Here is a 24,980-nt window from a genome sequence, read left to right as displayed (position 1 = left end):
CCGACGGCATCGTGGTCGACATCGGCCTGGCCACGCAGGTGCTGCGCGAGGAACTGGCCGCACTCAATTTCCGCAACCTGGACGAAGTGCCCGAGTTCAAGGGCCGCAACACCACCACCGAATTTCTCGCGCGCCTGATTTTCGACCGCGTGGCCGCGCGCATCGCCGCCGGGGCATTGGGTGTACACGCCTTGCCGTCCGCGCAATCGGCCGGCGTGCAGCAGATGCGGGTGACGCTCAACGAATCTCATGTGGCCTGGGCTTCCTACGAGGGCGCTCTGCCGGTGCGCGCACCCGCGTGAGTGCCGCGCCCGTCCCGCGCGCCTGCTGCTTCCTGATCCCGGGCGACTGGACCATTCCCACCGGGGGCTACACCTACGACCGCCGGATCGTGCTGGCGCTGCGCGAGGCCGGCTGGACGGTGGACGTGCGCTCTGTGGAGGGCGCTTGGCCCCACCCCGGCGCTGCGGATCTCGCCGCCGCTGAAGAGGTCATCGCCTCGCTGGCCGATGGCACCCTGGTGGTGGCCGACGGCCTGGCCTTCGGCGCATTGGACGATGCGGTGGCGCTGCACGCCGCGCGCCTGCGCTGGGTGGCCCTCGTGCACCACCCGCTGCATCTGGAAACCGGCTTGTCCGATGCCGCGCGCCAACAACTCCTGACCAGCGAAACGCGCGCGCTGCGGCATGCACACCGGGTGATGGTGCCCAGTCCGAGCACCGCGGCCGACGTGGCGGCGATGGGCGCTCCGGCTGCGCACATCGCCGTGGTCGAGCCCGGCACCGACCCGGTGCCGATGTCTGTCAGGCCACCGCGCAAGGGCCCGCTGCGCCTGCTCTGCGTGGCCACGCTCACGGCACGCAAGGGACACAGCCTGCTGCTGGAGGCGCTGGCTGGTTTGATGCACCTGGACTGGGAGCTGCACAACGTGGGCAGCGCCACGCGCGACCCCGGCACCGCCGCTCGGCTGCAAACCCTGGCCGCGCCCATGGCTGATCGCGTGTTCTGGCACGGCGAGGTGAACGCTCAGGCCCTTCACATGCACTACGCGGCGGCCGACGTGTTTGTGCTGGCCTCGCTGCACGAAGGCTATGGCATGGTGATCACCGAAGCCCTGGCGCGTGGCCTGCCGGTGGTTGCCAGCGACGCCGGTGCCCTGGCGCAAACGCTGCCGGCCGATGCCGGGCTCCAGGTGCCCGCCGGCGACGTGGCGCCATTGCAGGCCGCGCTGGCGCGGGTGCTGTCCGATGCTGGCCTGCGAGAGCGCCTTTGTGAGGGAGCACGTGCAGCGGCCGGGCGACTACCCACCTGGCCTGTGCAGGCCGCTCGCTTCGCGGCGGAGCTGGATGGTGTTGAATGAGCACGGCCACCTTCAGCGCCGACTGGCTGCAACAGCGCGAACCTTTCGACGCGGCAGCGCGCGGCGCGGCGGCGGAACACCTCCAGCTGCAGTCCCGGCTTGCAGCGTTGCACCCCTCCGAAACGACACCCTGGCGGGTGATCGACCTGGCCTGCGGCACCGGCGCCAACCTGCGCTGGCTCGCGCCCCGGCTGGGCGGGGCGCAGCAGTGGCTGGTGGTGGACCACGATGCCGCCTTGCTGCATTGCTGGCCCGAACGCCTGGCCGCGGCGGGCGGTGCTCCGGTCGGTTCCCACTCGGCTCTCGAACAGCCCCTGTGCTTCACTGGCCCGGGGTTTGACGCGAGCATCGCGCGACAACAACTGGACCTGATGACCGGGCTCGAAACACTGCCCTGGCACGCGGCAGACCTCGTCACCGCCTCGGCGCTGCTCGACCTCGTGGGCACCGAGTGGCTGCACCGCCTGGTGGCAGCGTGCGCGGCGTCTCGCGTGGCCCTGCTCATGAGCTTGAACGTCGATGGTCGCCACGTCTGGACGCCCGAAGACCCGATGGATGCCACCGTGGGCCGGCTGTTCGGCGAGCACCAGAGGCGCGACAAAGGTCTTGGTCCCGCTCTCGGATCGGGTGCGGTGGCTGCGCTGCAGGGTGCGCTCGAATCAGCGGGCTACCGCGTGTTCAGCGCTGCCAGCGACTGGTGGGTGGACGGCGCCGAAAGCCCGCAGGCGAGGTCGCTGCAACGCACCTTGATCGATGGCATGGCAGTGGCCGCGAGCGAACAGTCGCGTGCGTCAGCGCCGTCGGTGCGAGCGTGGCGTCGGCGGCGGCGCGCCATGGCGTCAGAAGCTCATCTGCGCGTGGGCCACCTGGACCTGCTGGCGCTGCCTTCCTAGCGCGAGGACGAACGCAGGTCCAGATCCCAGAGCATGTCCGGCCCCAGCGCCAGCGTGCGCGCTTTGGGGCGCGGGCAGTCGGCCATCACCGCGTGGGCGGGCGCCTGCAGGCCTCGGCGGCCGTTGCCAATGAGCACCGGCGCCACCACCAGGTGCAGGCGGTCCAACGCGCCTGCGGTGAAAAAACGTGAAACGGTGATGCCACCACCCTCGACGAACAGGAATTTCAAGCCGCGCTCGGCCAGCGCATCCACGGCTCGCTGCGGGTGGTAACACGCCTGCGCGTCCTTGGTGAGCAGGTCGTCGACCGGCAGCACCTCGGTGGGCACTGCCTGCCGACCCAGGCGCGAGCGAGCTTGCGCCGCATGGCGGGTGTCGCACACCCAGAGCGTGGGCGCCTGCCCGTCGCGAAACACGCGAGACTGGCCATCGAGGCGCGCGGCCGGGTCCATCACCACGCGCACCGGCTGCGGCCCAGGCACGCGGCGGGTGGTGAGCTGCGGGTTGTCGATGGACACCGTGCCCGCGCCCACCACCACCGCGTCGCACAGCGCGCGCAGTCGATGCAGGTGCAACAGGCAGTGAGCACCGTTGACGTAGTAAGAGTCGCCGGTGGCGGTGGCGACAAAGCCGTCCAGACTCTGGCCGAGTTGTGCCATCACCCACGGTGACTGACCGCGTGGCCTTCGCTGGCGCGCCCGCGCGTCAAGCAGGGGTTTGTACAGACCGAACAGGGCAGCGGAGCGCGCGCTGACCTGACCATCCAGCGCCCAGCCGGTCTCGGGGTTGTGGCGCAGTTGGGGCGAGGGCTCGCCGTCACGTGCGCGCAGCATTTCCAGCCAGAATCCGGGCCAGTCGTGCGGAACGTCCGTCACCGCTTCGGCGGCCGCGGGCGGGGAGGTGAGCTGCACGGTCGAGGGCATCTGGTCATCATCGCATCGCCACCCCGCCATCGCGTCAAAACCCGGAATAGCCCTCGACTTGACGACCGGGCTGGACATCGCCTATTTCCACTGAGGGGCGTAGTAAGGGTCATCGCCCTTGTTCTCACCCGTGCCTTCGGAGCCACCGGGTGGCAGCCAGGCCACGCACAGCGCGATGCCGATGCCGGTGACCAGCAACGGAAGCAGCGAAGCCGGCGAGACCGAAGCGGCACGCCAGGCCCACAGCACCGCCACGCCGGTGACCGCACCCAGCATCAAGGCGAGCTGGGCCAGCAACATCGAGCCACCCAAAGCCGGCCAGGCAACGAGCGCCAGGGCGGCGAGCGTGAGCAACACGGTGGCGACCAGGCCATTGCGCCGCCCCATGGCCTTCGTGCCCGGCGCCTTCAGCGCGATCGCCAGTGCGGCCAAGAGCGTGCTGCCGAGTGCGGCCCAAGGCAGCGTCTGCGTGCGTGAACTGGCCGGCCAATCGAAGCCTGGCCACACGGCCATGGCCAGCACCAGCCCGAGCGACGCACCCAGCGCTGCCCAGCGCAGGCCCGCCATCCGCAGCAACAAGCAGGCCGCCAACGCGAGCACGAACGGCAGCACGAGGCTCTGGAAAGCGGGGTGGTGGAGGAAGGTCATGGCGGTGGCAGAGTGACGTGGCGCCATCATCCCACTCGCGCCTGACTTTGTGCTGCGGGAATACACTGCGGCTCGCTCGCTTGAACCAACGCTCGAAAGAGGTCTCCATGTATTTGCCGCCACAGTTTGTTGCCAAAGACCCCGCCATCGCCCGCGAACTCATCCGGGCGCACCCGTTCGCCAGCCTCATCTCCACCGACGACGAGGGCCTGCCGTTCGTCACGCACCTGCCGCTGCACCTGCTGGAAGAAGAATCGGGGCTCGTGCTGCTGGGTCACGTGGCAAGACCCAACCCGCACGCGAAACTCCTGCGCGAGCGCCCAAAGGCCGTGGTCACGTTCATGGGACCCCATGCCTACATGACACCGCGCGTCTACCCGGATCTGGCGCGCGTGCCCACCTGGAACTACCTCGCCGTGCACTGCACCGTGCAGGTCTCGACACTGGACGGTTTTGACGACAAGGACCGTCTGCTCAAACACCTGATCCACGACCACGACCCGGCCTACGCCGACCAGTGGCGCGGCCTGGGCGAGGACTACCAGCACAAGATGATGCAGGGCATCGTGGCGTTCGAGCTGCGCGTCACCGACCTGCAGTGCAAGGTCAAGCTCAACCAGCACCGCCCCGAGTCGCACGCGGCCATGCTGAGTGCCTACGCGCAGGGCAACGGCGACGAGCAGGCCCTGGCTGGCTGGATGCGCCGTCTGGGGCTGACAGGGCAGGGGGCATGAACCGACGCGCCTGGTTGCTGGTCGCGTTGGCCTGGCTGACACCGGCGGTCTGGGCGCAGGCCGGTGCCACGGCAGAGCAGCGATGGAAGAGCGAGCTGGACGCCTTCGCCGCGGCCGATCGCAAGCAGATGCCGCCCGCCGGCGGCGTGTTGTTCGTGGGCAGTTCGTCGATCCGCATGTGGAGCGGCCTGGAAACGGCTTTTGCCGATCAGCCTCTGGTGATCCGGCGCGGATTTGGCGGCTCACGCCTGTCCGACAGCGCTGACCTGGTGCACCGTCTCGTGATGCCTTATCAGCCGCGCCTGGTGGTCCTCTATGCGGGTGAAAACGATCTCGTTGAAGGTGCCAGCCCGCAGGATCTGCTGGGCCATTTCGCGCGGTTCGTGCAGCAGGTGCAAAGCGCACTGCCGGCCACGCGGGTGGCCTACATGTCGATCAAGCCCAGCCCCTCGCGGCTGGCACACATGGCCGCCATGCGCGAAGCCAACCTCTTGATCCAGACCTTTGTGCTCAACGACGACCGTCTCGACTACATCGACGTGCACACCGCCATGCTGGACAACGACGGTCGGGCGCGACCGGAGCTGTTCGTGCGCGACCAGCTGCACCTGAGCGCCGAAGGCTATGGCCTGTGGCGCCAGATTGTCTCAGCGCACCTGAGGCCCTGAGCGCCACACCGGGGCGGGACGCCAGCTGCTGCGTTCGCGCGCCTGCGCCGTCAGGGCCACCGCAAACAGGCCTGCGAATGCTCCTGCCAGCAAGGCCACATCGGTGCTCCAGGGGCGCACGACCTGGGTCGAGCCGAAGAAGGCCAGGGTGAACAAGGCGATCACGATGTGGGCGCAGAACACCGACAGCGAATGGCGACCCAGCAACTCCAGTGGAAGCGGGCGCGGGAGCACCTGCTTCAACCAGGGGCCGAAGGACACGAGCAGCACGAACACGCTGGCGAAGTTCAGCACACGCAAGGGCCCCAGGGACCATTTGTCCAGCAGCATGCCCACAGCCGGCACGCCGGGCATCGGGTCCTGGCCCACCATGTGGCGCCACAAGAACATGCCCGCGGCGTACACCGCAGCCGGAACGACACACCAGAGTGGAATGCGGGGCAGCGGCAGCTGACGCGCACCCAGGCACAGGCCAACCACCCACAGCGCCTGCCAGGCGAACCAGTGGAAAGCGCCCATGTCCTTGTAGGGAATGGCCAGGCCGGCCAGTTCGTGCAACGCCAGGCCCAGGCCCCACTGCGCGGCCAGCCAGAGCAGGGCGCTCACCGAGAGCACGCCAGCCCACCCGTGGCGCAAGGCATGACGCAGCAGCCAGGGGCTCGCCAGCATCAGCACGATGTACAGCGGCAGGATGTCCAGCAGGGGCGGGTTGTGCAGCAACAGGGCGGCCCCCACCACGGCGGCCTGCGGGTCGATGAAGAAGAACTCGAGCAGGCCGGTGGCGCCACCTTGCCGGTTGTGCACGCCCAGCCAGGCGATCACCGTGAACGCCAGCAGCAACAAGCCGAGCTGGCACAAGTAGAGCTTGAATGCGCGCTGGTGAAAGGCGTTCTGCATGACCGCCACGCCGTCGCGCCGGGCTCGGTTGCCGTAGACGCGGCCCGCCATGAACGCCGAGAGGAACACGAAGCCTTCAGCGGCAGACACAAAGCCGAACGGCTGACCGGTGGGCAACGAGTACATCGTCGGCATGTGGGTCAGCGTCATCAGGACGAGCATGAGGCCCCGCAGGGCATCCAGCTCCCAGCGGCGTTGCGGGGCGTGTGGCATCAGGGTACACCAGAAGAATGCGCGATCATGCCAGAGGGGCGCTGCGGCGCGCGCGCCTGGTCTGCCAAAACCCCCAGGCCAGACCGAGCACCGCCGCCACCAGAGAGGCCAGCAGCACCCCCACTTTGGCGGCGTTGAGCAGATTGGCATCCACGAAGGCGAGCGTGGCGATGAAGATCGACATGGTGAAACCAATGCCGGCGAGCAGCCCTACGAGCAAGACGCCCGACCAGCTCACGCCCGGTGGAAGGCGGCACCAGCCCAGGCGCACGGCCAGCCAGCTGGCCGCGAACACGCCCAGGGGTTTGCCGAGCACCAGGGCCAGCAACACGCCCACGGTGACGGCCTGCGCACTGGCCAGGCTCAGGTCAACGCCGTCGAGCGTGACGCCCGCGTTGGCCAGTGCGAACAGCGGCATCACACCGTAAGCGACCCAGGGGTGCAGCGCCATCTGCACCCGGATCACTGGCGGCAGAACCTCGCGCTGCGCCTGCCGCAGTTCTTTCAGCGGTCCCGCGAGTTCGTGCGGGGTGAGGTCGGTACCTGCGTTCAGGTCATGAAGCGCGCGGCTGGCCAGGTCCAGCGGCTGCTCGCGCATGCGCCCCGACACCACCGGCGTCATCAGTCCCAGCGCGACACCAGCCAGGGTGGGGTGCACACCGGTCAACAACAGGCCCACCCAGAGCACCGCACCCGGCACCACGTAGGCCCAGGCCGATCCCACGCCGATCTTCTGCAGGCCCAACACCATCAACACGCCAGTGCCCGCCACCAGCAGGCCGCTGTAGTCCAGCCCGCCGGAGTAGAAGGCCGCGATGATCAACACCGCGACGATGTCGTCGATGATGGCCAGGGCCAGCAACAACACCCGCACGTTGCCGGGAATGGACCGGCCGAGCAGCGCCAGAATGCCCACGGCGAACGCGATGTCGGTGGCGGTCGGAACAGCCCAGCCGCGCAGCTGTGTGGGTTCGGTGTTCAGCGCAACGTAGATCAACGCTGGCACCAGCACGCCGCCCAGGGCGGCGGCCAGGGGCAGGGCCGCGAGCTGCAGGCTGGCCAGCGCACCTTCGTGGATCTCGCGCCGGATTTCCATGCCCACGACCAGGAAGAACACCGCCATCAAGGCGTCGTTGATCCAGAAGTGCAGGGACTGGGAAAACACATGGCTGCCCAGGCCGATCGACACCGGTGCATGCCACAGCGCGTGGTAGCTCGCGGCGGCGGGCGAATTGGCCCAGATCAACGCGATGGCGGCAGCCAGCAGCAACACGATGCCGCTGACGGCTTCAATGTGGAGGAAACGATCGAGGGTGGAGAAGGCGCGCTCGGCCAGAACTTGGGCGCGAGGCAGGGTCTGCGGAGGGGTATGTCGGTTCATGGACGTGTTGATCCCGCGTGGCGGCCCGACCAGCGCAAGAACCTGTTTCACTGCGACATGCAGCGCCAACACCCACGTGCAGTTTACAGGCTGGGGTATCGGGGCTCGCCTACACTCGCCGAATGCCCTCTGTGCCCGACCACGACGACGCCCGTTTCATGCGCCTGGCACTGGCCGAAGCCAGCGCCGCCGCCGAGATCGGTGAGGTGCCGGTGGGCGCGGTGGTGGTGAAGGACGGGCGTGTGATCGCCACCGGGCGCAACGCACCCATCGACGGCCACGACCCCACTGCCCATGCCGAGATCGTGGCGCTGCGCGCGGCGGCGCAGGCGTTGGGCAATTACCGGCTTGAGGGCTGCACCCTGTATGTGACGCTGGAGCCGTGTGCGATGTGCAGCGGCGCCATGCTGCATGCGCGCCTGGCGCGCGTGGTGTTCGGTGCGGCCGATCCCAAGACCGGCGCCGCGGGTTCGGTGCTCAACCTGTTCGATCACGCGCAACTCAACCACCAGACGGAGGTGCAACGCGGTGTGCTGGCCGAGGAGGGCGCGCAACTGCTGCGTGGCTTTTTCAAGGAGCGGCGCGTGAACCTGCACCCCCTGCGTGAAGACGCGCTGCGCACACCCGACGAGCGCTTTGAAGGCCTGCCCGGCTACCCCTGGGCGCCGCACTACCTGAGCGACCTGCCCGCGCTCGGTGGCTTGCGCATGCACTGCGTGGACGAAGGCCCCCCCCTTCGACAGGCTCAGGGCGATCGGCATTTGACCTGGCTCTGCCTGCACGGCAACCCCGCCTGGAGCTACCTCTACCGCAAGATGATCCCGGTGTTTCTCGCCAGCGGCGCGCGCGTGGTCGCGCCCGACCTGATCGGCTTCGGCCGCAGCGACAAACCCAAGAAGGACGGCGCGCACACGTTCACCTGGCACCGCCAGGTGCTGCTCGAATTCATTGAGCGGCTCGACCTGCACAACGTGGTGCTCGTGGTGCAGGACTGGGGCGGCCTGCTGGGCCTCACGCTGCCGATGGAGGCGCCCGACCGCTACCGCGGCCTGCTGGTGATGAACACCACACTGGCCAGCGGCGACGTGCCGCTCTCGCCCGGCTTCCTCGCCTGGCGCAACATGTGCGCGCAAAACCCCGAGTTCGATGTCGCGCGCCTGTTCTCGCGCGGCAATCCGCAGATGAGCGCCGACGAATGCGCCGCCTACAACGCGCCGTTTCCCGACCGTGGGCACCGCGCCGCGCTGCGCGCGTTTCCAGCCCTGGTCCCCGAGCAGTTGGACGATGACGGCGCGGCCCTCAGCCGACGGGCAAAGGCCTTCTGGTCCACCCGATGGAAAGGGCAGAGCCTCATGGCCATTGGTCAACAAGACCCTGTGCTGGGCGAACCGGTGATGCGTGCGCTTCACGCTTCGATTCACGGATGTCCCGACCCGATGCTGATCCCGCAGGCCGGTCATTTCGTGCAGGAACATGGCGAAGCCATTGCGCGGGCCGCGGTGCGCCATTTCAGCGTTTGAGCACCTCGATAATGGGGGCCCTTTGCAGCGCCCCGAACCCATGAGCCACATCTACATCTACTCCCCCTCCAGCGCCGTGCGCGACAAAGCCGCGTATCGCCGAGGGGTGGCACGGCTCAAGGCCCTGGGGCATGAAGTGGAGATCGACGAGGCGGCCCTCTCCACCCACATGCGTTTTGCGGGCGACGACGCCACGCGTCTGGCCGCGATTGGCCGTGCGGCGGCCAGTGGTGCCGATGTGGCGCTCATTTCCCGGGGAGGTTACGGCCTCACGCGCATCCTGGGTGAGCTTCCTTTCAAGAAGATCACCAAGGCCATTGAAGGCGGCACCCGGTTTGTAGGCCTGAGCGACTTCACCGCCCTGCAGATGGCCTTGCTCGCCAAGACCGGCGCGGGCACCTGGGCCGGCCCGGCACTGGGCGAAGACTTTGGCGCCGAGGCGCCCGACGACATCATGGAAGCGTGTTTTGACGATCTGCTGATCGGGCAGGGTGAAGGCGCTGGCTGGCGCCTGCCCGCCTCCGACCTGCCATCCATGAAACCCGGCAAGGCCGATGCAGAGCCCGCCCTGCGGATTCGCTCGGCGACCTTGTGGGGCGGCAACCTCAATGTGATCTGCTCTCTGGTGGGTACGCCCTATTTGCCTGCCATCACCGGGGGCATCCTGTTTCTGGAAGACACCAACGAACACCCCTACCGCGTCGAGCGCCAGCTCACGCAGTTGCTCAATGCGGGCATCCTGGGCCGGCAGAAAGCGGTGTTGATGGGATCGTTCAACCGGTTCAAGCTGGTGCCGGGTTACGACCGAGGCTTCAAGCTGCAGACCGTGGTCGACTGGTTGCGGACCCAGACCAGGACCCCTGTGTTCACCGGCCTGCCGTTTGGTCATGTGCCGACCAAGGTGCTGCTGCCCGTGGGGCAGAAAGTTGACCTGATGGTGGAAGGGCGTGATGCCCTGATCTACTGGGGTTGAGGCAGCTGTGGCGGTGTTCGCCGGGGGGTGAATTTCAACGGCTGCGCAAGCGGGAGGAATTGATCAGGCTTTTGGGCACAAGGCCTTGAAACACCGGCGACAGGCTTTGAACCCGGTGCACCGCCAGCGCCTCGCCATACAGCTGGCTCAGGACGGCGACCATTTCAGCCCGAGCAAACCACAAAGCGTGTGGGTCGTGGAGGTACTTGAGGCGTCGGACCAATTGGGGATTGATTTGCGCACCATCTTCGCCCAGCACATCCAGCATCGCTTTTCGCACCGGCTCGAGCGCCTCGCCCGGATCCCGATGGACCTCCGGCCCCAGAAGGGCAGAAATGCTGTTGCGAATACCGGGTTTGAACCAGCGCATGGGGTGTCCTCAACGACTTTTATATGAATCCGTCGCTAGGATACGTTCACTCACACTGATCTTGCAATCCCGTACGTCATTTACTTTTATAAAAACAACATTCAAATCAAGGGTTTACAGCGATATTTTTATCTCCTGCTTTAGGTTTGTAGTACCTTTTGTATCAAATCTGACCAAACTTGTGATTTCGGATTAATACCCTGCCGTTCCAGTGTTTGCCAAGAACGCAACAACGCCCGCGCAAACCCCCGCGCCAGTGTGTTTGTTCGTGACAAGGCGTTGCCTGGAGCCTGTGCTTTAATCCAGCCGATATTCTTTTGCTCTATGGCTGAACTGACAATTGCGTTCGTGGATTTGACGGGGAGCGTCTCGGTGTTTGAAACACTGGGAAACGACCGCGCCACGATGGTGGTGACCAAGCTCACCCAGTGGATCGGCGCCACGGGCATGGAACACGGCGGCGTCGTCGTGAAAATGTTGGGCGACGGTGTCTTGATGTCTTTTTCAAGCAACCGTCTGGCGGTGGAGGCCATGGTTCAGATCCAGCAGGAACACGCCAAACGCGTGGTTCAGTGGCCGAACCGTCTCAAACTCATGATGCAGATCGGCATGGCGCGAGGCCAGGTCGTGGTGGTCGATGGCGATTGCTTCGGGGACGCCGTCAACCTTGCTTCGCGCCTTAGCGATCTGGCTGGTGGAGAACAGATTCTGGCGACGGACAACGTGGTGCGCGAACTGGGCGCCCGCACCCCGGTGCGCAGTCGCAGCCTGGGCCCCATCCGTATCAAGGGCCGCACCGAACCCTGTGAGGTGTTTCGCATCGAATGGCAGCAAGAAATGCTCTCCGAGTTCCTGACCTTGCCCGCCGACCTGCATGCCCTCATACCGCCCAAGGACGTGGGCATGGGCGGGATCGAGCTGGCCTGGCTGGACACCAACCGCAGCTTCGGCGTGACCGAGTTGCCCTTGAAGATCGGGCGTGTGCCCGAGGCCGACTTCGTGGTCAGTGATCCACGCGTTTCCCGCATGCACACCAGCATCGACATCCGCTCCGGCAACTACGTGCTCGAGGACATCAGCAGCTACGGCACCTGGGTGCGCTTTGCGGGTGGTGACAACGTGATTGCGCTGCGCCGGCAAGAATGCATGCTGCACAGCGACGGCGAGATCGCGCTGGGTGCACCGTTCACCGATTTCAGTGCACCCATGGTGAGCTTCAAGCTGGTCAACGGCAACATGGTGCTTGGGCGCACGCCCCTTCGAAACTGACTGCCTCCCGGGCCGGGTCGCGGCAACCTCGCCGCTCGCGGTGGACAGCCTTCCAAAAACACGCAGGAGACACCATGCGCTGGATCAAACGTTTCTTCAAGCTCCTGGTGGTGCTGCTGGCCGCAGGCGCAACCCTGGCCGCCATCTATGCGCAGCGCAGCCTGCCGCAGATGAATGGACAACTGCAGTTGAGCGGCCTGAGCGCGCCGGTGAAGGTGCACCGCGATGCCAGCGATGTGACACACATCCTGGCCACCCGGCCAACGGATGCCTGGAAAGCCATGGGCTATGTGCACGCCCAGGAGCGTGGCTGGCAGTTGGAGTTCAACCGGCGCGTGATGCGCGGTGCGCTTTCTGAAGTGCTCGGCCCCGCCACCCTGGAAACCGACAAGCTCATGCGCACACTGGGCATTCGTGAGGCTGCGAAGCGCCAATGGGATGGCTTGCCCCCTGATGCACGCCTGGCCCTGGAGGCCTACAGCGAAGGGGTCAATGCGTTCTTCGCCAACAGTTCGCAGGCACGGTCGCCCGAATTCATTCTGCTGGGTGTGGATCCGGGTCCCGAAGCCCGGGCCGGGCGCTATTGGGACCCGCTGGACAGCGTGGGCTGGTCGCTCATGATGGCGCTGGACCTCGGCGGCAACTGGGGCAACGAATTCGCGCGACTCACCGCCCTGCAAAGCATCGACACGCCGGCGTTGTGGCAACTGTTTCCCCCTTATCCGGGTGAGCAGCCGGCGGCCACGGCCGACCTGGCCACCCTGTACCGTGGTCTCGGGCTGTACCGAAGCGCGCCGACCACCACCTCGACGGCCGGGCCCGAGCAGTCGCAGAGCATGGCCGCACTCATTGGCCGCGACATGCAGCGCTGGGCGAACGAGCTGGGCAACATCGAAGGCAAGGGCTCCAACAACTGGGTGGTGTCGGGCGCGCGCAGCAAGACCGGCATGCCCTTGCTGGCCAACGATCCGCACCTGGGGTTGAGCGCGCCAGCCATCTGGTATTTCGCGCGTTTGCAGGCGCCCGATGCGGACGGCATCAAGGGCATGGACGTGATCGGCGCCACTTTGCCCGGCACGCCGTTCGTGGTGCTGGGGCGGACCGAGCAGGTGGCCTGGGGGTTCACCAACACCGGTCCCGACGTGCAAGACCTCTACATCGAGCAGATCAATCCGGCCAACCCGGCGCAATACCGGGTGCCGGGCAGCACCGCCGAGCCGGTCTGGGCCGACTTCATCCTGCGCATGGAAACCATCCGTGTGAAGGGTCAACCCGACGTGAGCCACATGGTGCGCAGCACACGCCACGGCCCGGTGCTCAGCGACGCACAGGCGCGCCACGGCGAAGTGATCGACACCAGCCGCTTCGTGCTCGCCCTGCGCTGGAGCGCACTCGATGCCGACAACCGCAACGTGGTGGCCACGATCGAGTCGAACCGCGCACAGTCGGTGGCCGAGCTGACGAAAGCGTTCGCCGATTTCCATTCGCCGATGCAGAACGCGTTGATGGCCGATCGAACCGGCGTGATCGCCTACAAGGCGGTGGGCAAGATCCCCGTCAGGGCGGCGGACAACGACATTCGCGGCGTGGCCCCGGCGCCGGGCTGGGAGGCTCGGTACGACTGGGTCGGCTGGCTGCCCTTTGAAGACACGCCGCAGGACGCGGGTGAGCGCGGCTGGATCGCCACCGCCAACCAGCGCATCCACGCCGCCGATTACCCTCACTTCCTCACGCAGGACTGGGCGCCGTCGTACCGGCAGGAACGCATCGAAGCGTTGTTGCAGGCCACGCCGCAGCACACGGTGGCGTCTTTCCAGACCATGCACGGCGATCTTCAATCGGCCGCCACGGTGCGCCTGCTGCCGTTCCTGCAGAAGACCCCATCAAGCCACCCGCTGGCCGCTGCAGCACAGGCGCAACTCAAGGAATTCAACGGAGAGATGCGAGCGGACCTGGCGGCACCCTTGATCTACACGGCGTGGGTGGATGCCTTCACGCGCCAGGTGGTGGGAGAGCGGCTCGGACAGGCACGCTTTGAGACCATGTATGGCAAGCGCCTGTTTCGCCATGCGGTCGAGGGCATCCTGGAGCGCAACGACACCGCGTGGTGCGGCGCGGCAGGTTGCGAGGCGGCCAGCACACGGGCGCTGGATCGCGCGCTCGATCAGTTGCGCGTGAAGCAGGGCGACAACGTGGCCAACTGGCGTTGGGCCGACGCCCACCCGGCCATCTCCATGCACCGGCCGATGAGCAACGTCAAGCCGCTGGCACCGTTCTTCGAGGTGCGCTCCCCCACGGGCGGCGACCCGTTCACGATCAATGTGGGGCAGTACCACCTGGACAAGGCCGATGCACCGTTTGCCAACCGGCACGCGGCCAGCCTGCGCGCCATCTACGACCTGGCCGACATGGACAACTCGCGATTCATCTACCAGACCGGGCAGAGCGGCAACGTGTTTTCAGGCCGCTACCGCGACATGAGCAAGACCTGGTCGGCGGTGGAGTACCGGACGCTCACCATGAAACCCGGCGAGTGGACTTCCACGCTCGAGCTCACACCCTGAAGAAGGGTGCCTTACTTCAAGTTGCCTGAGAGGAACTGAGCGAGGCGCTCGCTCTTGGGTCGGGCCAGCACCTCGGCGGGCACGCCCTGTTCTTCAATGCAGCCCTTGTGCAGGAAGATGAGGTGCGAGGACACCTCGCGCGCGAAGCCCATCTCGTGCGTCACCACCACCATGGTGCGGCCTTCTTCGGCCAGCAGCTTCATCACGCGCAGCACCTCGCCCACCAGTTCGGGGTCGAGCGCACTGGTGGGCTCGTCGAAGAGCATCACGTCAGGCTCCACGGCCAGCGCGCGCGCAATCGCCACGCGCTGCTGCTGGCCGCCACTCATGTGCGAGGGATAGCGATCTTCCACACCGCGCAGGCCCACACGCTCCAGATACCGGCGCGCCGTCTCCACCGCCTTGTCTTTGGGGATGCCCAACACGTTCACTGGCGCCTCGATGATGTTCTGCAGCACCGTCATGTGCGCCCAGAGGTTGAAATGCTGGAACACCATGGCCAGCTTGGTGCGCAAGCGCTGCAACTGCGCCGCATTGACCGCGCGCAACTCGCCGCGTTTGTCCGCCTTGAGCTGCAGCTCTTCGCCGGCGAGGATGATGCGACCGGTGTTGGGGTTCTCCAGCAGGTTGATGCAACGCAGCAGCGTGCTCTTGCCCGAACCGGAACTGCCGATCAGGCTGATCACATCGCCAGCGCGGGCCTGCAGCGACACGCCTTTGAGCACTTCGTTGGCACCAAAACGCTTGTGGATGTCGTGGACCTCCAGCAAGGGGCGGCCGGGCGTTCGGGTGGCGGTGGATTCTGCAGTCATGTTCGATGCCCGATGGAGATGGAAACTCAGGCGCCCAGCAGATCGCCTGAGCGGAACGGGGTGGCGCCGGCGATCTTGCCGACTTCACCGCCTGAAACGATGTAGCGTTCGCGCACGCTGGCATACAGCACACCCGAGACCTCGGAGCGCACTTCATGCACCCGTGCAAGTCCGGGGGCCGTGGGATCGATCACTTCGGCCACCACGTCGCCCACGTCCAGGTGCGTACCGGGTTTGGCCAGAAACACCAGCACACCCGGAACCGGTGAACGCAGTGTCTGCGAGCCCGCCAGCGGGGTCGGCTTGCAAACCATGGGAGGCAGCGTGCGCGGCGCGACGGCAGCCAGGGCGCCTGTGTGCTCCAGGAAAGCAAAGATCGCCTGCGCGTCTTGCCGTGCGAGGTCGTGCGACACGTCACCCTCGCCACGCAACTCCACCGTGGTGCTGGCACATGCCTGGGGCAGGGGGGCCTTCACGCCTTGGGCGCGCAGTGCAGCGGCCAACTGCCACCACAGTCCCGACAGGCGCTCGTCGAACGGTCCACCGCCAGACTCGCGCGCCAGCAGCACGGCCTGACAACCGAGCAGGCGCGCAAGCGGTTCGAACGGTGGCCAGCAGGCCTCCTCGCTGTAGAGGTGCATCACCGCGTCGTTGTCACAGTGGAGGTCAAGCACCAGATCGGCGTCGTGGGAGAGCAGCAGCAACCGTCGGCGCATGCTGTCGAGTTCGCTGGCGGGCTGCCACTGGATGAGCCACTCGCTCACCAGTTTGCGCACCGTGGCCACATTGGCATGTGCGTCGGGGCCCATGCGGGAACTGGCGTCGGTCAGCACGGCGGCAGCCATGTCCGGGTAGTGACGGTTGAAGTTCTGTGCCGTGTCGAACTCGAAACGGCCCATGGCGCGGTGGTCCAGGCGCTGGCTGAGGCCAATCGGGTTGGCCGCCGGCACCACGATGACCTCGCCCAGCAGGAGCCCCGCCTTTTCGGCCTCTTCCAGCCGCTCGCGCAAATGGTGCGCGACCAGCATGCCGGGCAGTTCTTCCGCGTGCAGGCTGGCCTGTATGTAGACCTTGGGGCGGGCGCCGGGCGTGCCAAAGTGAAAACCCACCAAGGTCTTCTGGCTGCCCAGGCTTGGGCTCAACAGGGGATATTCGGTGCGTTGCATGGTTCGACTGAGGCCGCGAACCTCAATGTCCGCGGGGTGCCAGGTGGGCCAGGAAGCGACGCTCGGCGAGCTTGAAAGCCCCCACCAGGCTGAACGTGATGGTGAGGTAGATCGCGGCCGCAAAAATATAGGCCTCGAAGGGCAGGTAGAAATCGGAATATATGCGGCTGGCGGCGGCGGTCACATCCAGCATGGCGGGCACGGTGCTGGCCAGGCTGGTGGCGTGCAGCATCATCACCACCTCGTTGCTGTAAGCCGGCAGGGTGCGGCGAATGGCGCTGGGCAGCACGATGCGACGCATCGCGGTGGCGGAGCTCATGCCCATGGCCTGCGCGGCCTCGATTTCACCGGCGGCGGTTTCCCGGATCGCCCCTGCCAGCATCTCGGCGGTGTAGCCAGCGGTGTTCAGGCTGAAGGCGAGCAACGCGCAGAAAAAAGGCTCCTTGAAGTGCGTCCAGGGCCAGACGTCGTTCCAGCGCTCCTGGATCCAGTCCAGTTGCGCCAGACCGTAGTAAATCATGTAGAGCTGAATCAGCAGCGGCGTGCCACGGATGACGTAGGTGTAGGCACCGACGAGCCATCGCAGCGGCGCCACCGAACTCGTCAATGCCAGAGCGAACAACACGGCGAGCACCGTGCCCACGCCCAGGGACGAGAGCAGCAACCACAAAGTGGTGATGAGGCCCTCGCCATACATGGCCAGGGTGCTGGGCTGAAAGATGATTTCCCATTTCATGGCTGTTGCTCAGGTGTTGGCGCGCTTCACGCCCAAGCTGAAGCGTCGATCCAGCCAACGCAGAGCCCACAACGACACGGAGGTGTAGACCAGGAACAGCGCAGCGGCAAACAGGAAGAAGGTGAAGGGTTCGCGGGTGGCCGCGCTGGCCTGTTTGGCCAGGTAGGTCATCTCCTGCAAACCGATCAGGCTGATGAGGGCTGTGGCCTTGATCAGCACCAACCAGTTGTTGGTGAAGCCGGGCAAGGCGTAGCGCACCATTTGGGGGGCAGTGATGCGCAAGAAAGTGCGGACAGGTCCCATGCCGAACGCCCACGCAGCTTCCATCTGCCCCTTCGGGATCGAGAGGATGGCGCCGCGGAAAGTCTCCGTCATGTAGGCGCCATAAATGAAGCCGATGGTGAGCATGCCCGCCAGGAACGGGTTGATGTCCACCGAGGACTTGTTGCCCATTGCTTCGAGCAGGTGATTGAGGCCGATGGTGCCGCCATAGAAGATGAGCAACATGAGCACCAGCTCGGGAATGCCACGCACCAGCGTGGTGTAGACGGTGGCCAGCCCCACAAGAATGGGGCGGCCCGAGAGTTTGGCCACGGCACCGAGCAGACCCAGCAGGATGGCCACCACCAGGGCGGCCAGTGAAACGCCCACCGTGAGGAGGGCGCCCTGCAGGATCGAGGCGAAGTAGCCGGAGAGCACGCTACAGCTTAGTTGCCGTACACGTCGAAGTCGAAGTACTTCTTGCTGACCGTCTCGTAGACGCCGTTGGAGCGAATGGCCTTGATGCCGGCGTTCAACTCATCCTTGAGAGCGGTCTCGCCTTTGCGCAGGGCCACGCCCACGCCGGTGCCGAAGTACTTCGCATCTGCGAGCACAGGGCCCACAAAGCCGTAGCCGGCGCCTTCAGGCTTGCTCAGGAAGCCGCCATTGACTTCAACCTGGTCAGCCACGGTGCCGTCGAGGCGGCCGGATTTGATGTCCAGGTAGACCTGATCCTGGGCTTCATAGGGAACGACGCTTACACCTGCTGCCTTGAGTTCACCCATGGCGTACTTCTCTTGGGTGCTGCCCTTGAGAACGCCGATTTTTTTGCCCTTGAGGGAAGCGACGTCGGTGAAGGCCGTGCCGGTCTTGACGACGATGCGGCTGGGCGTGAAGTAGTACTTGTCGGTGAAGTCGACGACCTGTTGGCGCTCTTCGGTGATCGACATCGAACTGATGATGGCGTCGTATTTTTTGGCTTGCAGGCCGGGGATCATGCTGTCCCAGACTTGCTCGACGTACACGCATTTGCGCTTGATTTCTTTGCACAGCGCTTCGGCGATGTCCACGTCAAAGCCGGTGGGTTTGCCGTCCGCGGTTTTGAAGGTGAAGGGCTCGTAGGTCGGGTCGATCGCCACCTTGAGTTCCGGCAGCTCGGCGGGTGCAGGTGCCGCAGCCGGGGCGGCAACGGGTGCAGCGGCCGGCGCGGCTTCAGGTGCTGGCGTTTCGGTTTTGCCGCAACCCACCAGGGCGGCGGCGCTAATCAGGCTCAGGGACAAAAGGAGGTTTTTCATGAACATCTTTCAATGGCGTCGAAGTTGATCGCCAAATGGGTTGAGACAAGCGTTGCGATTGTAGGTTGACGCTTCAGGGTGCACCGCCATCGGGCTGCTGGTGTTTCCCCGCATAGTAGGGATGTACGGGCTGGATAAGGCACGGGAATACTAAGCAAGCTTCAAGCCCGAAAACAGAAAACGCTCTCGCATCGTTAACTATACATAATATACATCGTGGAAGATAAAGCCACCGCCGAGGAAACGGTCCTGCAGCCCTGAAACCCGCATGGAACAAGCCCGCCGCTTCAAAGCCATGTATGCCCGCCTGGGCTTTTCTGTGGCCGACGGCGTGAAAAAGAAAACCCGACTCAAGGTCGGGCTCTTCTTCACATTGATCTGCTTGCTTCAGCAGATGCGCGCGGTCATTCTTCGACGAATGCTTCTTCGCGCTTCTTCTTGATGGAAGGCAGCAACACGATCACCAGCAACAAGGTGGCCGCCGCCAACAAGGACGCTGAGATGGGTCGTGTGACGAACACCGACCAGTCGCCCCGTGAGATCAGCAAGGCGCGGCGCAGGTATTCCTCCATCATCGGACCCAGGATGAGGCCCAGCAGCAGTGGTGCCGGCTCACAGCCCAGCTTGATGAAGCTGTACCCGATGAGACCGAAAACGGCCACCATCCAGATATCGAAGCTGTTGTTGTTGGTCGAGTAGACGCCGATCGCGCAGAACATCAGGATGGCTGGAAACAGCCAGCGGTAAGGCACGGACAACAGTTTGACCCACACGCCGATGAGTGGCAGGTTCAGCACCACCAACATCAGGTTGCCGATCCACATCGATGCGATCAGTCCCCAGAAGAGCTCGGGGTTCGAGGTCATCACCTGAGGTCCGGGCTGGATGTTGTGAATGGTCATCGCGCCCACCATCAACGCCATCACGGCGTTGGGCGGAATGCCCAGGGTCAGCAGCGGGATGAAGGAGGTTTGCGAGCCGGCATTGTTGGCTGCCTCGGGAGCGGCCACGCCGCGAATGTTGCCCTGTCCAAAAGGCACTTCGCCCGGTTTGAGCTTGGTTTTCTTCTCGATGGTGTACGCCGCAAAGGACGACAGAAGCGCGCCACCACCGGGCAGGATGCCCAGCACCGAACCCAGCGCCGTGCCGCGCATGACGGCGGGCGCCATGCGCTTGAAATCTTCCTTCGTGGGCATGAGGCCATGGACCTTGCCGGTGAACACTTGGCGCGTGCTCTCGTCGTGCGACAAGTTGCTGATGATTTCGCCGTAGCCAAAGATGCCCATGGCGATCACGACGAAGCTGATGCCGTCGGTCAACTCGGGAATGTCGAAGCTGAATCGGGCCACGCCGGAGTTGACGTCGGTACCGATAAGGCCAACCAGCAGGCCCAGCACGATCATGGACAGAGCCTTGAGCAGCGAGCCGGAGGCGAGCACCACGGCACCGATGAGACCCAGCACCATGAGCGCGAAGTACTCGGAGGGGCCAAAGCTCAGCGCCACCTCGGTCAACGGAGGGGCAAACGCCGCCAACACCAGGGTGCCGACACAACCGGCGAAGAAAGAACCAAGACCTGCAGCGGCGAGTGCGGGCCCCGCCCTGCCCTTGCGCGCCATCTGGTAGCCGTCGATGACAGTGACCACCGAGGAAGATTCTCCCGGGAGGTTCACCAGAATCGCGGTGGTGGATCCGCCGTACTGCGCGCCGTAGTAGATGCCGGCCAGCATGATGAGCGCTGCCACGGGCTCCAGGCCGTAGGTCACGGGCAGCAACATCGCGATGGTGGCGAGGGGGCCGATGCCGGGCAGCACACCGATGAGCGTACCCAGCAGGCAGCCTACAAAAGCGTAAAGCAGGTTCTGCAGGGTGAAAGCAACACTGAAGCCCAGTGCGAGGTTGTCAAAGAGTTCCATGGGGGGTGTCTCCGGTCAGGCGGTCAGGAAAGCAGGCCACACCGGGAACTGCAGGTTGAGCATGTAGACGAAGGCGCCGTAGCTGCCGATCGCCAGGAGCGTTGCGAGAATCAGGGACTCCTTGATGCTGGAGTTCGGACGCGCAAAGCCAGCGATGATCACCAGCCCGTAGATGGCCACGATCAGACCCATGGCGGGGATCCCGATGGAGGGAAGCCCCACCAGCAACACACCAAAGGCCAGATTGGCACCGAGCACGAAGCACAGGGGACGCCAGGCGATGCGCCCGATGGGGTCTCCGTCGGGGGCCTTGCTGCGAAAGGACTGGGCTGTGATGACCAGCCCCAGGACCGTCAGCAAGATGCCCAACAGCAGGGGGAAGTAGCCGGGCCCCATGCGGGCCGCGTTGCCTACGTCGAAGTTCGTTGCACCCACGGCGAACGAGGCGCCGACGATGGTGAACATCAATCCAGAGAAAAAGTCTTTTTGACTTGCCAGCTTCACGGTGTCTCCTCCAATTTATGGGTGTCGCGATTTTGATATGGTCAAGGCAATTGCCCCATGTGGGTTACACCTACATACGCCGTGGTGTGAAGTCCCTCGTCTTCACTTTGCAAACTGCCGCGGGGGACTACCAGCGGCCTTTGGGCTGTTTCGCCCGGACGAATGCTGCAATGAGATTGGCCGATTCGGCTCTCTGGGCGCGGTTGGCGAAGTCGATGGCCGTGAGTCCCTGCTGATTCTTCAGCAGGGGATCGGCGCCCTCTTCCAGCAGCAGCTTCACCACTGCAGGGTGGCCGTAGTGCGCCGCCATCATCAACGGCGTCGTGCCGTTGGGGGACTCAGCATCGATATAGGCGTGGTGCTCCAGCAAGAGACGCGCCACGGGCAGACTCGTTTCGTCTGCGTTGGTGGCGGCGTAGTGCAAGGGGGTCCAGCCGGGCTTGTTCACTTCCGCGTTGCGCGCGATCAGGCGCCGGGCCGCCTCCAGCTTTCCTTTCAGCGCCGCCATCATCAGCGGGCTCTCGTCCTTGGGGCTGCGACTTTCCACCTGCACCTTGGCCTGTCCCAGAAGGAAGGCCGTGACCTCTGGCGCGTTTTCGCGCAAGGCCATGAACAGCGCATGTTCGCCCTCCTCACTTCGCGTGTTCAAGTCGAACCCGCGCTGAGCCAGCTGCCGCACCGCGCCAACATCATCACGCTTGACCGCCGAAAAAAAGTCGCTGAACGAGTCGGCCCACAGCGTGCTGGAAATCAAGAGCAATGGCACGCACAACCATTTAAAAACTTGGATCTTTTTCATAGTCTTCATGTGAAATATCAACTCAAAATGCCGCTTGAGGTGACGTTACCCGGTCAAAGAGGCGATCGAAATTCACACTGGTGGCCTGTGCCACGTCGGTCACGGTCAGGCCCCTGATCTGGGCAATCTGCTCCGCGACCCTCGGCACGAAGGCCGGCGAGTTGGTCTTTCCCCGATGGGGCACCGGTGCCAGGTAGGGGCTGTCGGTCTCGATCAACATGCGATCCAGCGGCACGAAGGCGGCGACTTCGCGCAGGTCGCCCGCACTGCGAAACGTGAGGATGCCGGAGAACGAGATGTAGAAACCGAGGTCCAGGGCGGCGCGCGCCACCTCGGCGGTTTCGGTGAAGCAGTGAAACACGCCCCGGGCCGCGTCCATCGATCCTGCATCGCCCTGAAACCCGCCCTCCTCGCGCAGGATGGTCAGGGTGTCTTCAGAAGCACTGCGGGTATGGATCACGAGTGGGAGGCTGGTGCGCCGCGCCGCACGGATGTGGGTGCGAAAACGTTCGCGCTGCCAGGCCATGTCGGCCGTGGTGCGCTCGCCCAGACGGTAGTAGTCCAGCCCGGTTTCGCCGATCCCCACCACGCGCGGACGTGCAGCCCGTTCAATCAGATCGTCCAGCGTGGGCTCCTGCACCCCCTCGTTGTCGGGGTGCACGCCCACCGTGGACCAGAGGTTGTCGTGCTCGCGCGCGAGCGTGTGGACATCCTCGAACTCTTCCAGCGTGGTGCAGATGCACAGCGCCCGGTCCACCTGCGCTTGTGCCATGGCGCTCAATATCTCGGGTAGCTGGCTTTTGAGCTCCGGGAAATTCAAATGGCAGTGGGAATCGGTGAACATGCGGGCCTTGGGAATTCGGCAACGGGAAGCGGGCCTTTCAAGGCCCGATCAGCGTCACAACGGGAGAAGAGCCGCCTCAGAGCGTCTGGGTGGCGCGGTCGGAGCCGAGGCTGGAGCCGAGGATCTCCTCGATCTTCAGCTTCAACATGCGCGACTTTTCGTCGGACGGGAAGCGGATGCCAACACCTTGCGTGCGCCCCCCCGAAGCCTTGGCCGGGGTGACCCAGGCCACCTTGCCTGCTACCGGATAGCGCTGTGGATCGTCAGGCAGACTGAGCAACACATACACGTCGTCGCCCAGTCGGTATTCGCGGGAAGACGGGATGAAGATGCCGCCGTCTGTGAACAAGGGAATGTAGGCTGCATAGAGCGCTGCCTTCTCCTTGATGGAGAGCTGGATCACGCTCGGGCGTGCCGCTGCTGCCGAGGGAGAAGGGTTTGTGCTCATCGCTGCGAGTTTAGCGGCAATCCCGCGCGGGGTGCGCCCTGTTGCAGCGCTGCAAAACCATGCCCGGGTGGGTCATTTTGTGGAGTCAGTGCGCCTTGGCCGCCAGCACCTGACGCGTGCGTGCAGCCCAGGCTTCTTGCATGAGGCCCGGGTTGTAGGGGTGCTCCACGGAGCGTGCGGCCTGCATCAGTTCGCGCGACCAGGCGGCCAATGCCGTCATGCGCGGGGCCGCAGGCAGTCCCGCGGTCGGAAAAAACCGGGCCGGGGCACCCGAGCCATGGGCCATCAGGTCGTGACACAGCTTCTGCAACACGGCGAGCTGCTGGGCTGCGGGCCAGTCGGCCAGCACCGACCAGTCGCCTCGTGCCAGTGCTTGAGGCAAACCGGCCCAGGCTTTGGCATCCAGCCCGCTGGAAGCCCAGGCCAGCGCGTCATCGGGTCGGCCACCCGCCGCCTGCAGCCACGCCGCAGCCTGTTCGGGCGTGGGCGGTGAAGCGGGGGATTTGCCACCCGCTTGCGCAGCGCTCACCTGCCCGATCAACCAGCCGAGCGCCTCGGGCTGCGTTGGCCAGACCATCGCATGGGTCTGACAGCGGCTGCGGATGGTGGGCAACAGTTGGTGAGCAGACTCTGTGGCCAGGATGAAGCGCACCTCGCCGACCGGCTCTTCCAGCGTCTTGAGCAAGGTGTTGGCCGACTCCATGTTCATGCGCTCGGCCGGGTAGACCAGGATCACCTTGGTGTTGCCGCGCGAGCGGGTGGTCTGGGTGAAGGCAACCGCCTCGCGCGCGGCTTCCACCCGAATCAGCTTGCTGGGTTTGCGCTTCTTGTCGTCGATCTCTTTTTGCGCGCTTTCGTCCAGGGGCCAGCCCAATTCGAGGCTGAGCACCTCGGGCATGAGCGCGCACAGGTCGGCATGGGTGCGCACGTCGATGGCGTGGCAGCTGCCACATTCGCCGCAAGCGCCCTGCGGTGTGGGCTGTTCGCATAGCCAGGCGCGCGCCAGCGCCAGGGCCAGGTCGTATTGTCCGAGACCCGAGGGGCCCGAGAGCAGCAAGGCATGGCCCCGTTGGGCCATCAGGCTGACGAGTTGGGCCTGCAACCAGGGCGCAAGATTTGAACCGCTCATGGGTGTACCTCGGCCCGCAGCCAGCCGCGTTGCTCGAAGGCCTGCCGCACCTGGCGCCACACCGCATCTTTGGGTTGGTCCGAGGCCACGCGGGCGAAACGCGCGGGATCCTGGCGCAGCCGATCACCGTAACCTGCGGCCACCCGTTCGAAGAACGCCAGGGGTTGGGATTCGAAGCGGTCGGGCAGGCGCGCGCCGGCCAGACGCTCGGCGGCCACGGCAGGTGGCAGATCGAACCACACCGTCAGGTCGGGTTGGCGCAAGCGCTCGTCCTGGGCCGGCAGCGCCTGTACCCAGCGCTCCAGCTGGCGCAGCACGTCCAGGTCGAAGCCGCGACCAGCGCCCTGGTAGGCAAACGTCGCATCGGTGAAGCGGTCACAGAGCACCACATCGCCGCGGGCCAGCGCGGGCTCGATCACCTGTTGCAGGTGGTCGCGCCGCGCGGCAAACATCAGCAGGGCTTCGCTCAGTGGATCCATCGGGTCGTTCAGCACCAGCTCGCGCAGCTTTTCGGCCAGCGGTGTGCCACCGGGTTCGCGGGTGAGCGTGACGGCCCGCCCCTGGGCCCGAAAAGCCTGGGCCAGGCCGGCAATGTGGGTGGATTTGCCCGCACCGTCGATGCCCTCAAACGTGATGAAAAGTCCAGCGGTCTGCATT

Annotated in this window: 27 protein-coding genes; 10 read left to right on the top strand and 17 right to left on the bottom strand. The window is 65.3% G+C overall.

From position 1 onward, the window contains the following. The 3 genes from IV113_RS19355 to IV113_RS19345 all read left to right on the top strand — a co-directional run. Nucleotides 1-302 (top strand): 6-carboxytetrahydropterin synthase (locus IV113_RS19355; protein ID WP_291088380.1); only part of this gene is annotated, 302 nt, incomplete at its 5' end. Continuing rightward, the gene (locus IV113_RS19350; protein WP_291088378.1) at nt 299-1,360 is read left to right on the top strand and encodes a glycosyltransferase family 4 protein; all 1,062 of its coding nucleotides are present in this window, start codon (nt 299-301) and stop codon (nt 1,358-1,360) included. The genes IV113_RS19355 and IV113_RS19350, both read left to right, overlap by 4 nt. Beyond that, nucleotides 1,357-2,253 carry a class I SAM-dependent methyltransferase gene (locus IV113_RS19345; protein WP_291088376.1) on the top strand — a complete coding sequence of 299 codons (897 nt, stop codon included), beginning with the start codon at nt 1,357-1,359 and terminating at the stop codon, nt 2,251-2,253. Before IV113_RS19350 ends, IV113_RS19345 begins: the two co-directional genes overlap by 4 nt. Here the strand turns inward: IV113_RS19345 and IV113_RS19340 are convergent. Both IV113_RS19340 and IV113_RS19335 read right to left on the bottom strand, forming a co-directional pair. After that, on the bottom strand, nt 2,250-3,164 hold the full coding sequence (locus IV113_RS19340; protein ID WP_291088374.1) for a RibD family protein: 915 nt from the start codon (nt 3,162-3,164) through the stop codon (nt 2,250-2,252). The genes IV113_RS19345 and IV113_RS19340 overlap by 4 nt on opposite strands. A gap of 93 nt (nt 3,165-3,257) precedes the next feature. Then, nucleotides 3,258-3,824, bottom strand: coding sequence for a hypothetical protein (locus tag IV113_RS19335; RefSeq protein ID WP_291088373.1), 567 nt, complete (start codon nt 3,822-3,824; stop codon nt 3,258-3,260). 107 nt (nt 3,825-3,931) lie between these two features. Between IV113_RS19335 and IV113_RS19330 the strand changes: the two genes are divergently transcribed. Both IV113_RS19330 and IV113_RS19325 read left to right on the top strand, forming a co-directional pair. Further along, a complete protein-coding gene (locus IV113_RS19330) occupies nt 3,932-4,558 on the top strand; it encodes an FMN-binding negative transcriptional regulator (RefSeq protein ID WP_291088371.1) in 627 nt (208 codons plus the stop codon). Beyond that, nucleotides 4,555-5,226: a GDSL-type esterase/lipase family protein gene (locus IV113_RS19325; RefSeq protein WP_291088369.1), complete on the top strand. Its 672-nt coding sequence runs from the start codon at nt 4,555-4,557 to the stop codon at nt 5,224-5,226. Before IV113_RS19330 ends, IV113_RS19325 begins: the two co-directional genes overlap by 4 nt. Here the strand turns inward: IV113_RS19325 and opgC are convergent. After that, entirely contained in the window at nt 5,206-6,336 is a 1,131-nt protein-coding gene (gene opgC / locus IV113_RS19320) for an OpgC domain-containing protein (protein WP_291088367.1), read from the bottom strand. The genes IV113_RS19325 and opgC overlap by 21 nt on opposite strands. Nucleotides 6,337-6,361: 25 nt before the next feature. Next, complete coding sequence (nhaA, locus tag IV113_RS19315) at nt 6,362-7,717, bottom strand: Na+/H+ antiporter NhaA (protein ID WP_291088365.1); 1,356 nt, start codon at nt 7,715-7,717, stop codon at nt 6,362-6,364. A gap of 122 nt (nt 7,718-7,839) precedes the next feature. Between nhaA and tadA the strand changes: the two genes are divergently transcribed. Then, nucleotides 7,840-9,237 carry a tRNA adenosine(34) deaminase TadA gene (gene tadA / locus IV113_RS19310; protein ID WP_291088363.1) on the top strand — a complete coding sequence of 466 codons (1,398 nt, stop codon included), beginning with the start codon at nt 7,840-7,842 and terminating at the stop codon, nt 9,235-9,237. A gap of 40 nt (nt 9,238-9,277) precedes the next feature. Then, nucleotides 9,278-10,210: an LD-carboxypeptidase gene (locus IV113_RS19305; protein ID WP_291088361.1), complete on the top strand. Its 933-nt coding sequence runs from the start codon at nt 9,278-9,280 to the stop codon at nt 10,208-10,210. A 34-nt stretch (nt 10,211-10,244) separates the two neighbouring features. On the opposite strand, the gene IV113_RS19300 is transcribed toward IV113_RS19305, so the two are convergent. Further along, complete coding sequence (locus tag IV113_RS19300) at nt 10,245-10,580, bottom strand: hypothetical protein (RefSeq protein ID WP_056274499.1); 336 nt, start codon at nt 10,578-10,580, stop codon at nt 10,245-10,247. A gap of 324 nt (nt 10,581-10,904) precedes the next feature. Between IV113_RS19300 and IV113_RS19295 the strand changes: the two genes are divergently transcribed. Both IV113_RS19295 and IV113_RS19290 read left to right on the top strand, forming a co-directional pair. After that, nucleotides 10,905-11,849 carry an adenylate/guanylate cyclase domain-containing protein gene (locus IV113_RS19295; protein WP_291088357.1) on the top strand — a complete coding sequence of 315 codons (945 nt, stop codon included), beginning with the start codon at nt 10,905-10,907 and terminating at the stop codon, nt 11,847-11,849. Nucleotides 11,850-11,923: 74 nt separating this feature from the next. Continuing rightward, nucleotides 11,924-14,413, top strand: coding sequence for a penicillin acylase family protein (locus tag IV113_RS19290; RefSeq protein WP_291088355.1), 2,490 nt, complete (start codon nt 11,924-11,926; stop codon nt 14,411-14,413). 11 nt (nt 14,414-14,424) lie between these two features. On the opposite strand, the gene IV113_RS19285 is transcribed toward IV113_RS19290, so the two are convergent. From IV113_RS19285 to IV113_RS19265, 5 genes are read right to left on the bottom strand one after another with little or no spacing between them, the layout of a single operon-like run. Further along, on the bottom strand, nt 14,425-15,225 hold the full coding sequence (locus IV113_RS19285; RefSeq protein ID WP_291088353.1) for an ATP-binding cassette domain-containing protein: 801 nt from the start codon (nt 15,223-15,225) through the stop codon (nt 14,425-14,427). A 26-nt stretch (nt 15,226-15,251) separates the two neighbouring features. Beyond that, the gene (locus IV113_RS19280) at nt 15,252-16,391 is read right to left on the bottom strand and encodes a succinylglutamate desuccinylase/aspartoacylase family protein (protein WP_291088351.1); all 1,140 of its coding nucleotides are present in this window, start codon (nt 16,389-16,391) and stop codon (nt 15,252-15,254) included. A 22-nt stretch (nt 16,392-16,413) separates the two neighbouring features. After that, nucleotides 16,414-17,127 (bottom strand): ABC transporter permease subunit, encoded by a 714-nt coding sequence (locus IV113_RS19275; RefSeq protein WP_291088334.1) that lies wholly within the window; start codon nt 17,125-17,127, stop codon nt 16,414-16,416. A 9-nt stretch (nt 17,128-17,136) separates the two neighbouring features. After that, complete coding sequence (locus IV113_RS19270; RefSeq protein ID WP_291088332.1) at nt 17,137-17,826, bottom strand: ABC transporter permease; 690 nt, start codon at nt 17,824-17,826, stop codon at nt 17,137-17,139. Nucleotides 17,827-17,834: 8 nt separating this feature from the next. Beyond that, entirely contained in the window at nt 17,835-18,683 is an 849-nt protein-coding gene (locus tag IV113_RS19265; protein ID WP_291088330.1) for an ABC transporter substrate-binding protein, read from the bottom strand. A gap of 268 nt (nt 18,684-18,951) precedes the next feature. Here IV113_RS19265 and IV113_RS19260 point away from each other — a divergent pair, with 268 nt between their 5' ends. After that, on the top strand, nt 18,952-19,125 hold the full coding sequence (locus IV113_RS19260) for a hypothetical protein (protein WP_291088328.1): 174 nt from the start codon (nt 18,952-18,954) through the stop codon (nt 19,123-19,125). Here the strand turns inward: IV113_RS19260 and IV113_RS19255 are convergent. The 7 genes from IV113_RS19255 to tmk all read right to left on the bottom strand — a co-directional run bounded on the left by IV113_RS19255 (nt 19,088) and on the right by tmk (nt 24,979). Beyond that, the gene (locus IV113_RS19255; protein WP_291088326.1) at nt 19,088-20,599 is read right to left on the bottom strand and encodes a tripartite tricarboxylate transporter permease; all 1,512 of its coding nucleotides are present in this window, start codon (nt 20,597-20,599) and stop codon (nt 19,088-19,090) included. The two genes, IV113_RS19260 and IV113_RS19255, sit on opposite strands and share 38 nt — an antisense overlap. 15 nt (nt 20,600-20,614) lie before the next feature. Next, nucleotides 20,615-21,103 carry a tripartite tricarboxylate transporter TctB family protein gene (locus IV113_RS19250; RefSeq protein ID WP_291088324.1) on the bottom strand — a complete coding sequence of 163 codons (489 nt, stop codon included), beginning with the start codon at nt 21,101-21,103 and terminating at the stop codon, nt 20,615-20,617. Nucleotides 21,104-21,230: 127 nt separating this feature from the next. Then, nucleotides 21,231-21,902 (bottom strand): ankyrin repeat domain-containing protein, encoded by a 672-nt coding sequence (locus tag IV113_RS19245; protein WP_291088322.1) that lies wholly within the window; start codon nt 21,900-21,902, stop codon nt 21,231-21,233. Between the two features lie 22 nt (nt 21,903-21,924). Continuing rightward, a complete protein-coding gene (locus IV113_RS19240) occupies nt 21,925-22,746 on the bottom strand; it encodes a TatD family hydrolase (protein ID WP_291088320.1) in 822 nt (273 codons plus the stop codon). Nucleotides 22,747-22,822: 76 nt separating this feature from the next. Next, complete coding sequence (locus tag IV113_RS19235) at nt 22,823-23,194, bottom strand: PilZ domain-containing protein (RefSeq protein ID WP_291088318.1); 372 nt, start codon at nt 23,192-23,194, stop codon at nt 22,823-22,825. Nucleotides 23,195-23,279: 85 nt separating this feature from the next. Continuing rightward, on the bottom strand, nt 23,280-24,323 hold the full coding sequence (locus IV113_RS19230) for a DNA polymerase III subunit delta' (protein ID WP_291088316.1): 1,044 nt from the start codon (nt 24,321-24,323) through the stop codon (nt 23,280-23,282). Further along, nucleotides 24,320-24,979, bottom strand: a complete 660-nt coding sequence (tmk, locus tag IV113_RS19225) for a dTMP kinase (protein ID WP_291088314.1) — start codon at nt 24,977-24,979, stop codon at nt 24,320-24,322. Before tmk ends, IV113_RS19230 begins: the two co-directional genes overlap by 4 nt. Nucleotide 24,980: the final 1 nt, after the last annotated feature.

Source organism: Hydrogenophaga sp., from assembly GCF_018780385.1.
In the GTDB taxonomy this organism is placed as follows: Bacteria; Pseudomonadota; Gammaproteobacteria; order Burkholderiales; family Burkholderiaceae_C; genus Hydrogenophaga.
This window is presented reverse-complemented; position numbering and strand designations above follow the sequence as displayed.

Excerpts from the sequence above, each read along its gene's own strand:
- IV113_RS19345 (WP_291088376.1), top strand. The coding sequence starts at position 1,357 with ATGAGCACGGCCACCTTCAGCGCCGACTGGCTGCAACAGCGCGAACCT.
- IV113_RS19335 (WP_291088373.1), bottom strand. The coding sequence starts at position 3,824 with ATGACCTTCCTCCACCACCCCGCTTTCCAGAGCCTCGTGCTGCCGTTC.
- IV113_RS19330 (WP_291088371.1), top strand. The coding sequence starts at position 3,932 with ATGTATTTGCCGCCACAGTTTGTTGCCAAAGACCCCGCCATCGCCCGC.
- IV113_RS19325 (WP_291088369.1), top strand. The coding sequence starts at position 4,555 with ATGAACCGACGCGCCTGGTTGCTGGTCGCGTTGGCCTGGCTGACACCG.
- opgC (WP_291088367.1), bottom strand. The coding sequence starts at position 6,336 with ATGCCACACGCCCCGCAACGCCGCTGGGAGCTGGATGCCCTGCGGGGC.
- nhaA (WP_291088365.1), bottom strand. The coding sequence starts at position 7,717 with ATGAACCGACATACCCCTCCGCAGACCCTGCCTCGCGCCCAAGTTCTG.
- tadA (WP_291088363.1), top strand. The coding sequence starts at position 7,840 with ATGCCCTCTGTGCCCGACCACGACGACGCCCGTTTCATGCGCCTGGCA.
- IV113_RS19305 (WP_291088361.1), top strand. The coding sequence starts at position 9,278 with ATGAGCCACATCTACATCTACTCCCCCTCCAGCGCCGTGCGCGACAAA.
- IV113_RS19300 (WP_056274499.1), bottom strand. The coding sequence starts at position 10,580 with ATGCGCTGGTTCAAACCCGGTATTCGCAACAGCATTTCTGCCCTTCTG.
- IV113_RS19295 (WP_291088357.1), top strand. The coding sequence starts at position 10,905 with ATGGCTGAACTGACAATTGCGTTCGTGGATTTGACGGGGAGCGTCTCG.
- IV113_RS19290 (WP_291088355.1), top strand. The coding sequence starts at position 11,924 with ATGCGCTGGATCAAACGTTTCTTCAAGCTCCTGGTGGTGCTGCTGGCC.
- IV113_RS19285 (WP_291088353.1), bottom strand. The coding sequence starts at position 15,225 with ATGACTGCAGAATCCACCGCCACCCGAACGCCCGGCCGCCCCTTGCTG.
- IV113_RS19280 (WP_291088351.1), bottom strand. The coding sequence starts at position 16,391 with ATGCAACGCACCGAATATCCCCTGTTGAGCCCAAGCCTGGGCAGCCAG.
- IV113_RS19275 (WP_291088334.1), bottom strand. The coding sequence starts at position 17,127 with ATGAAATGGGAAATCATCTTTCAGCCCAGCACCCTGGCCATGTATGGC.
- IV113_RS19265 (WP_291088330.1), bottom strand. The coding sequence starts at position 18,683 with ATGAAAAACCTCCTTTTGTCCCTGAGCCTGATTAGCGCCGCCGCCCTG.
- IV113_RS19260 (WP_291088328.1), top strand. The coding sequence starts at position 18,952 with ATGGAACAAGCCCGCCGCTTCAAAGCCATGTATGCCCGCCTGGGCTTT.
- IV113_RS19255 (WP_291088326.1), bottom strand. The coding sequence starts at position 20,599 with ATGGAACTCTTTGACAACCTCGCACTGGGCTTCAGTGTTGCTTTCACC.
- IV113_RS19245 (WP_291088322.1), bottom strand. The coding sequence starts at position 21,902 with ATGAAAAAGATCCAAGTTTTTAAATGGTTGTGCGTGCCATTGCTCTTG.
- IV113_RS19240 (WP_291088320.1), bottom strand. The coding sequence starts at position 22,746 with ATGTTCACCGATTCCCACTGCCATTTGAATTTCCCGGAGCTCAAAAGC.
- IV113_RS19235 (WP_291088318.1), bottom strand. The coding sequence starts at position 23,194 with ATGAGCACAAACCCTTCTCCCTCGGCAGCAGCGGCACGCCCGAGCGTG.
- IV113_RS19230 (WP_291088316.1), bottom strand. The coding sequence starts at position 24,323 with ATGAGCGGTTCAAATCTTGCGCCCTGGTTGCAGGCCCAACTCGTCAGC.
- tmk (WP_291088314.1), bottom strand. The coding sequence starts at position 24,979 with ATGCAGACCGCTGGACTTTTCATCACGTTTGAGGGCATCGACGGTGCG.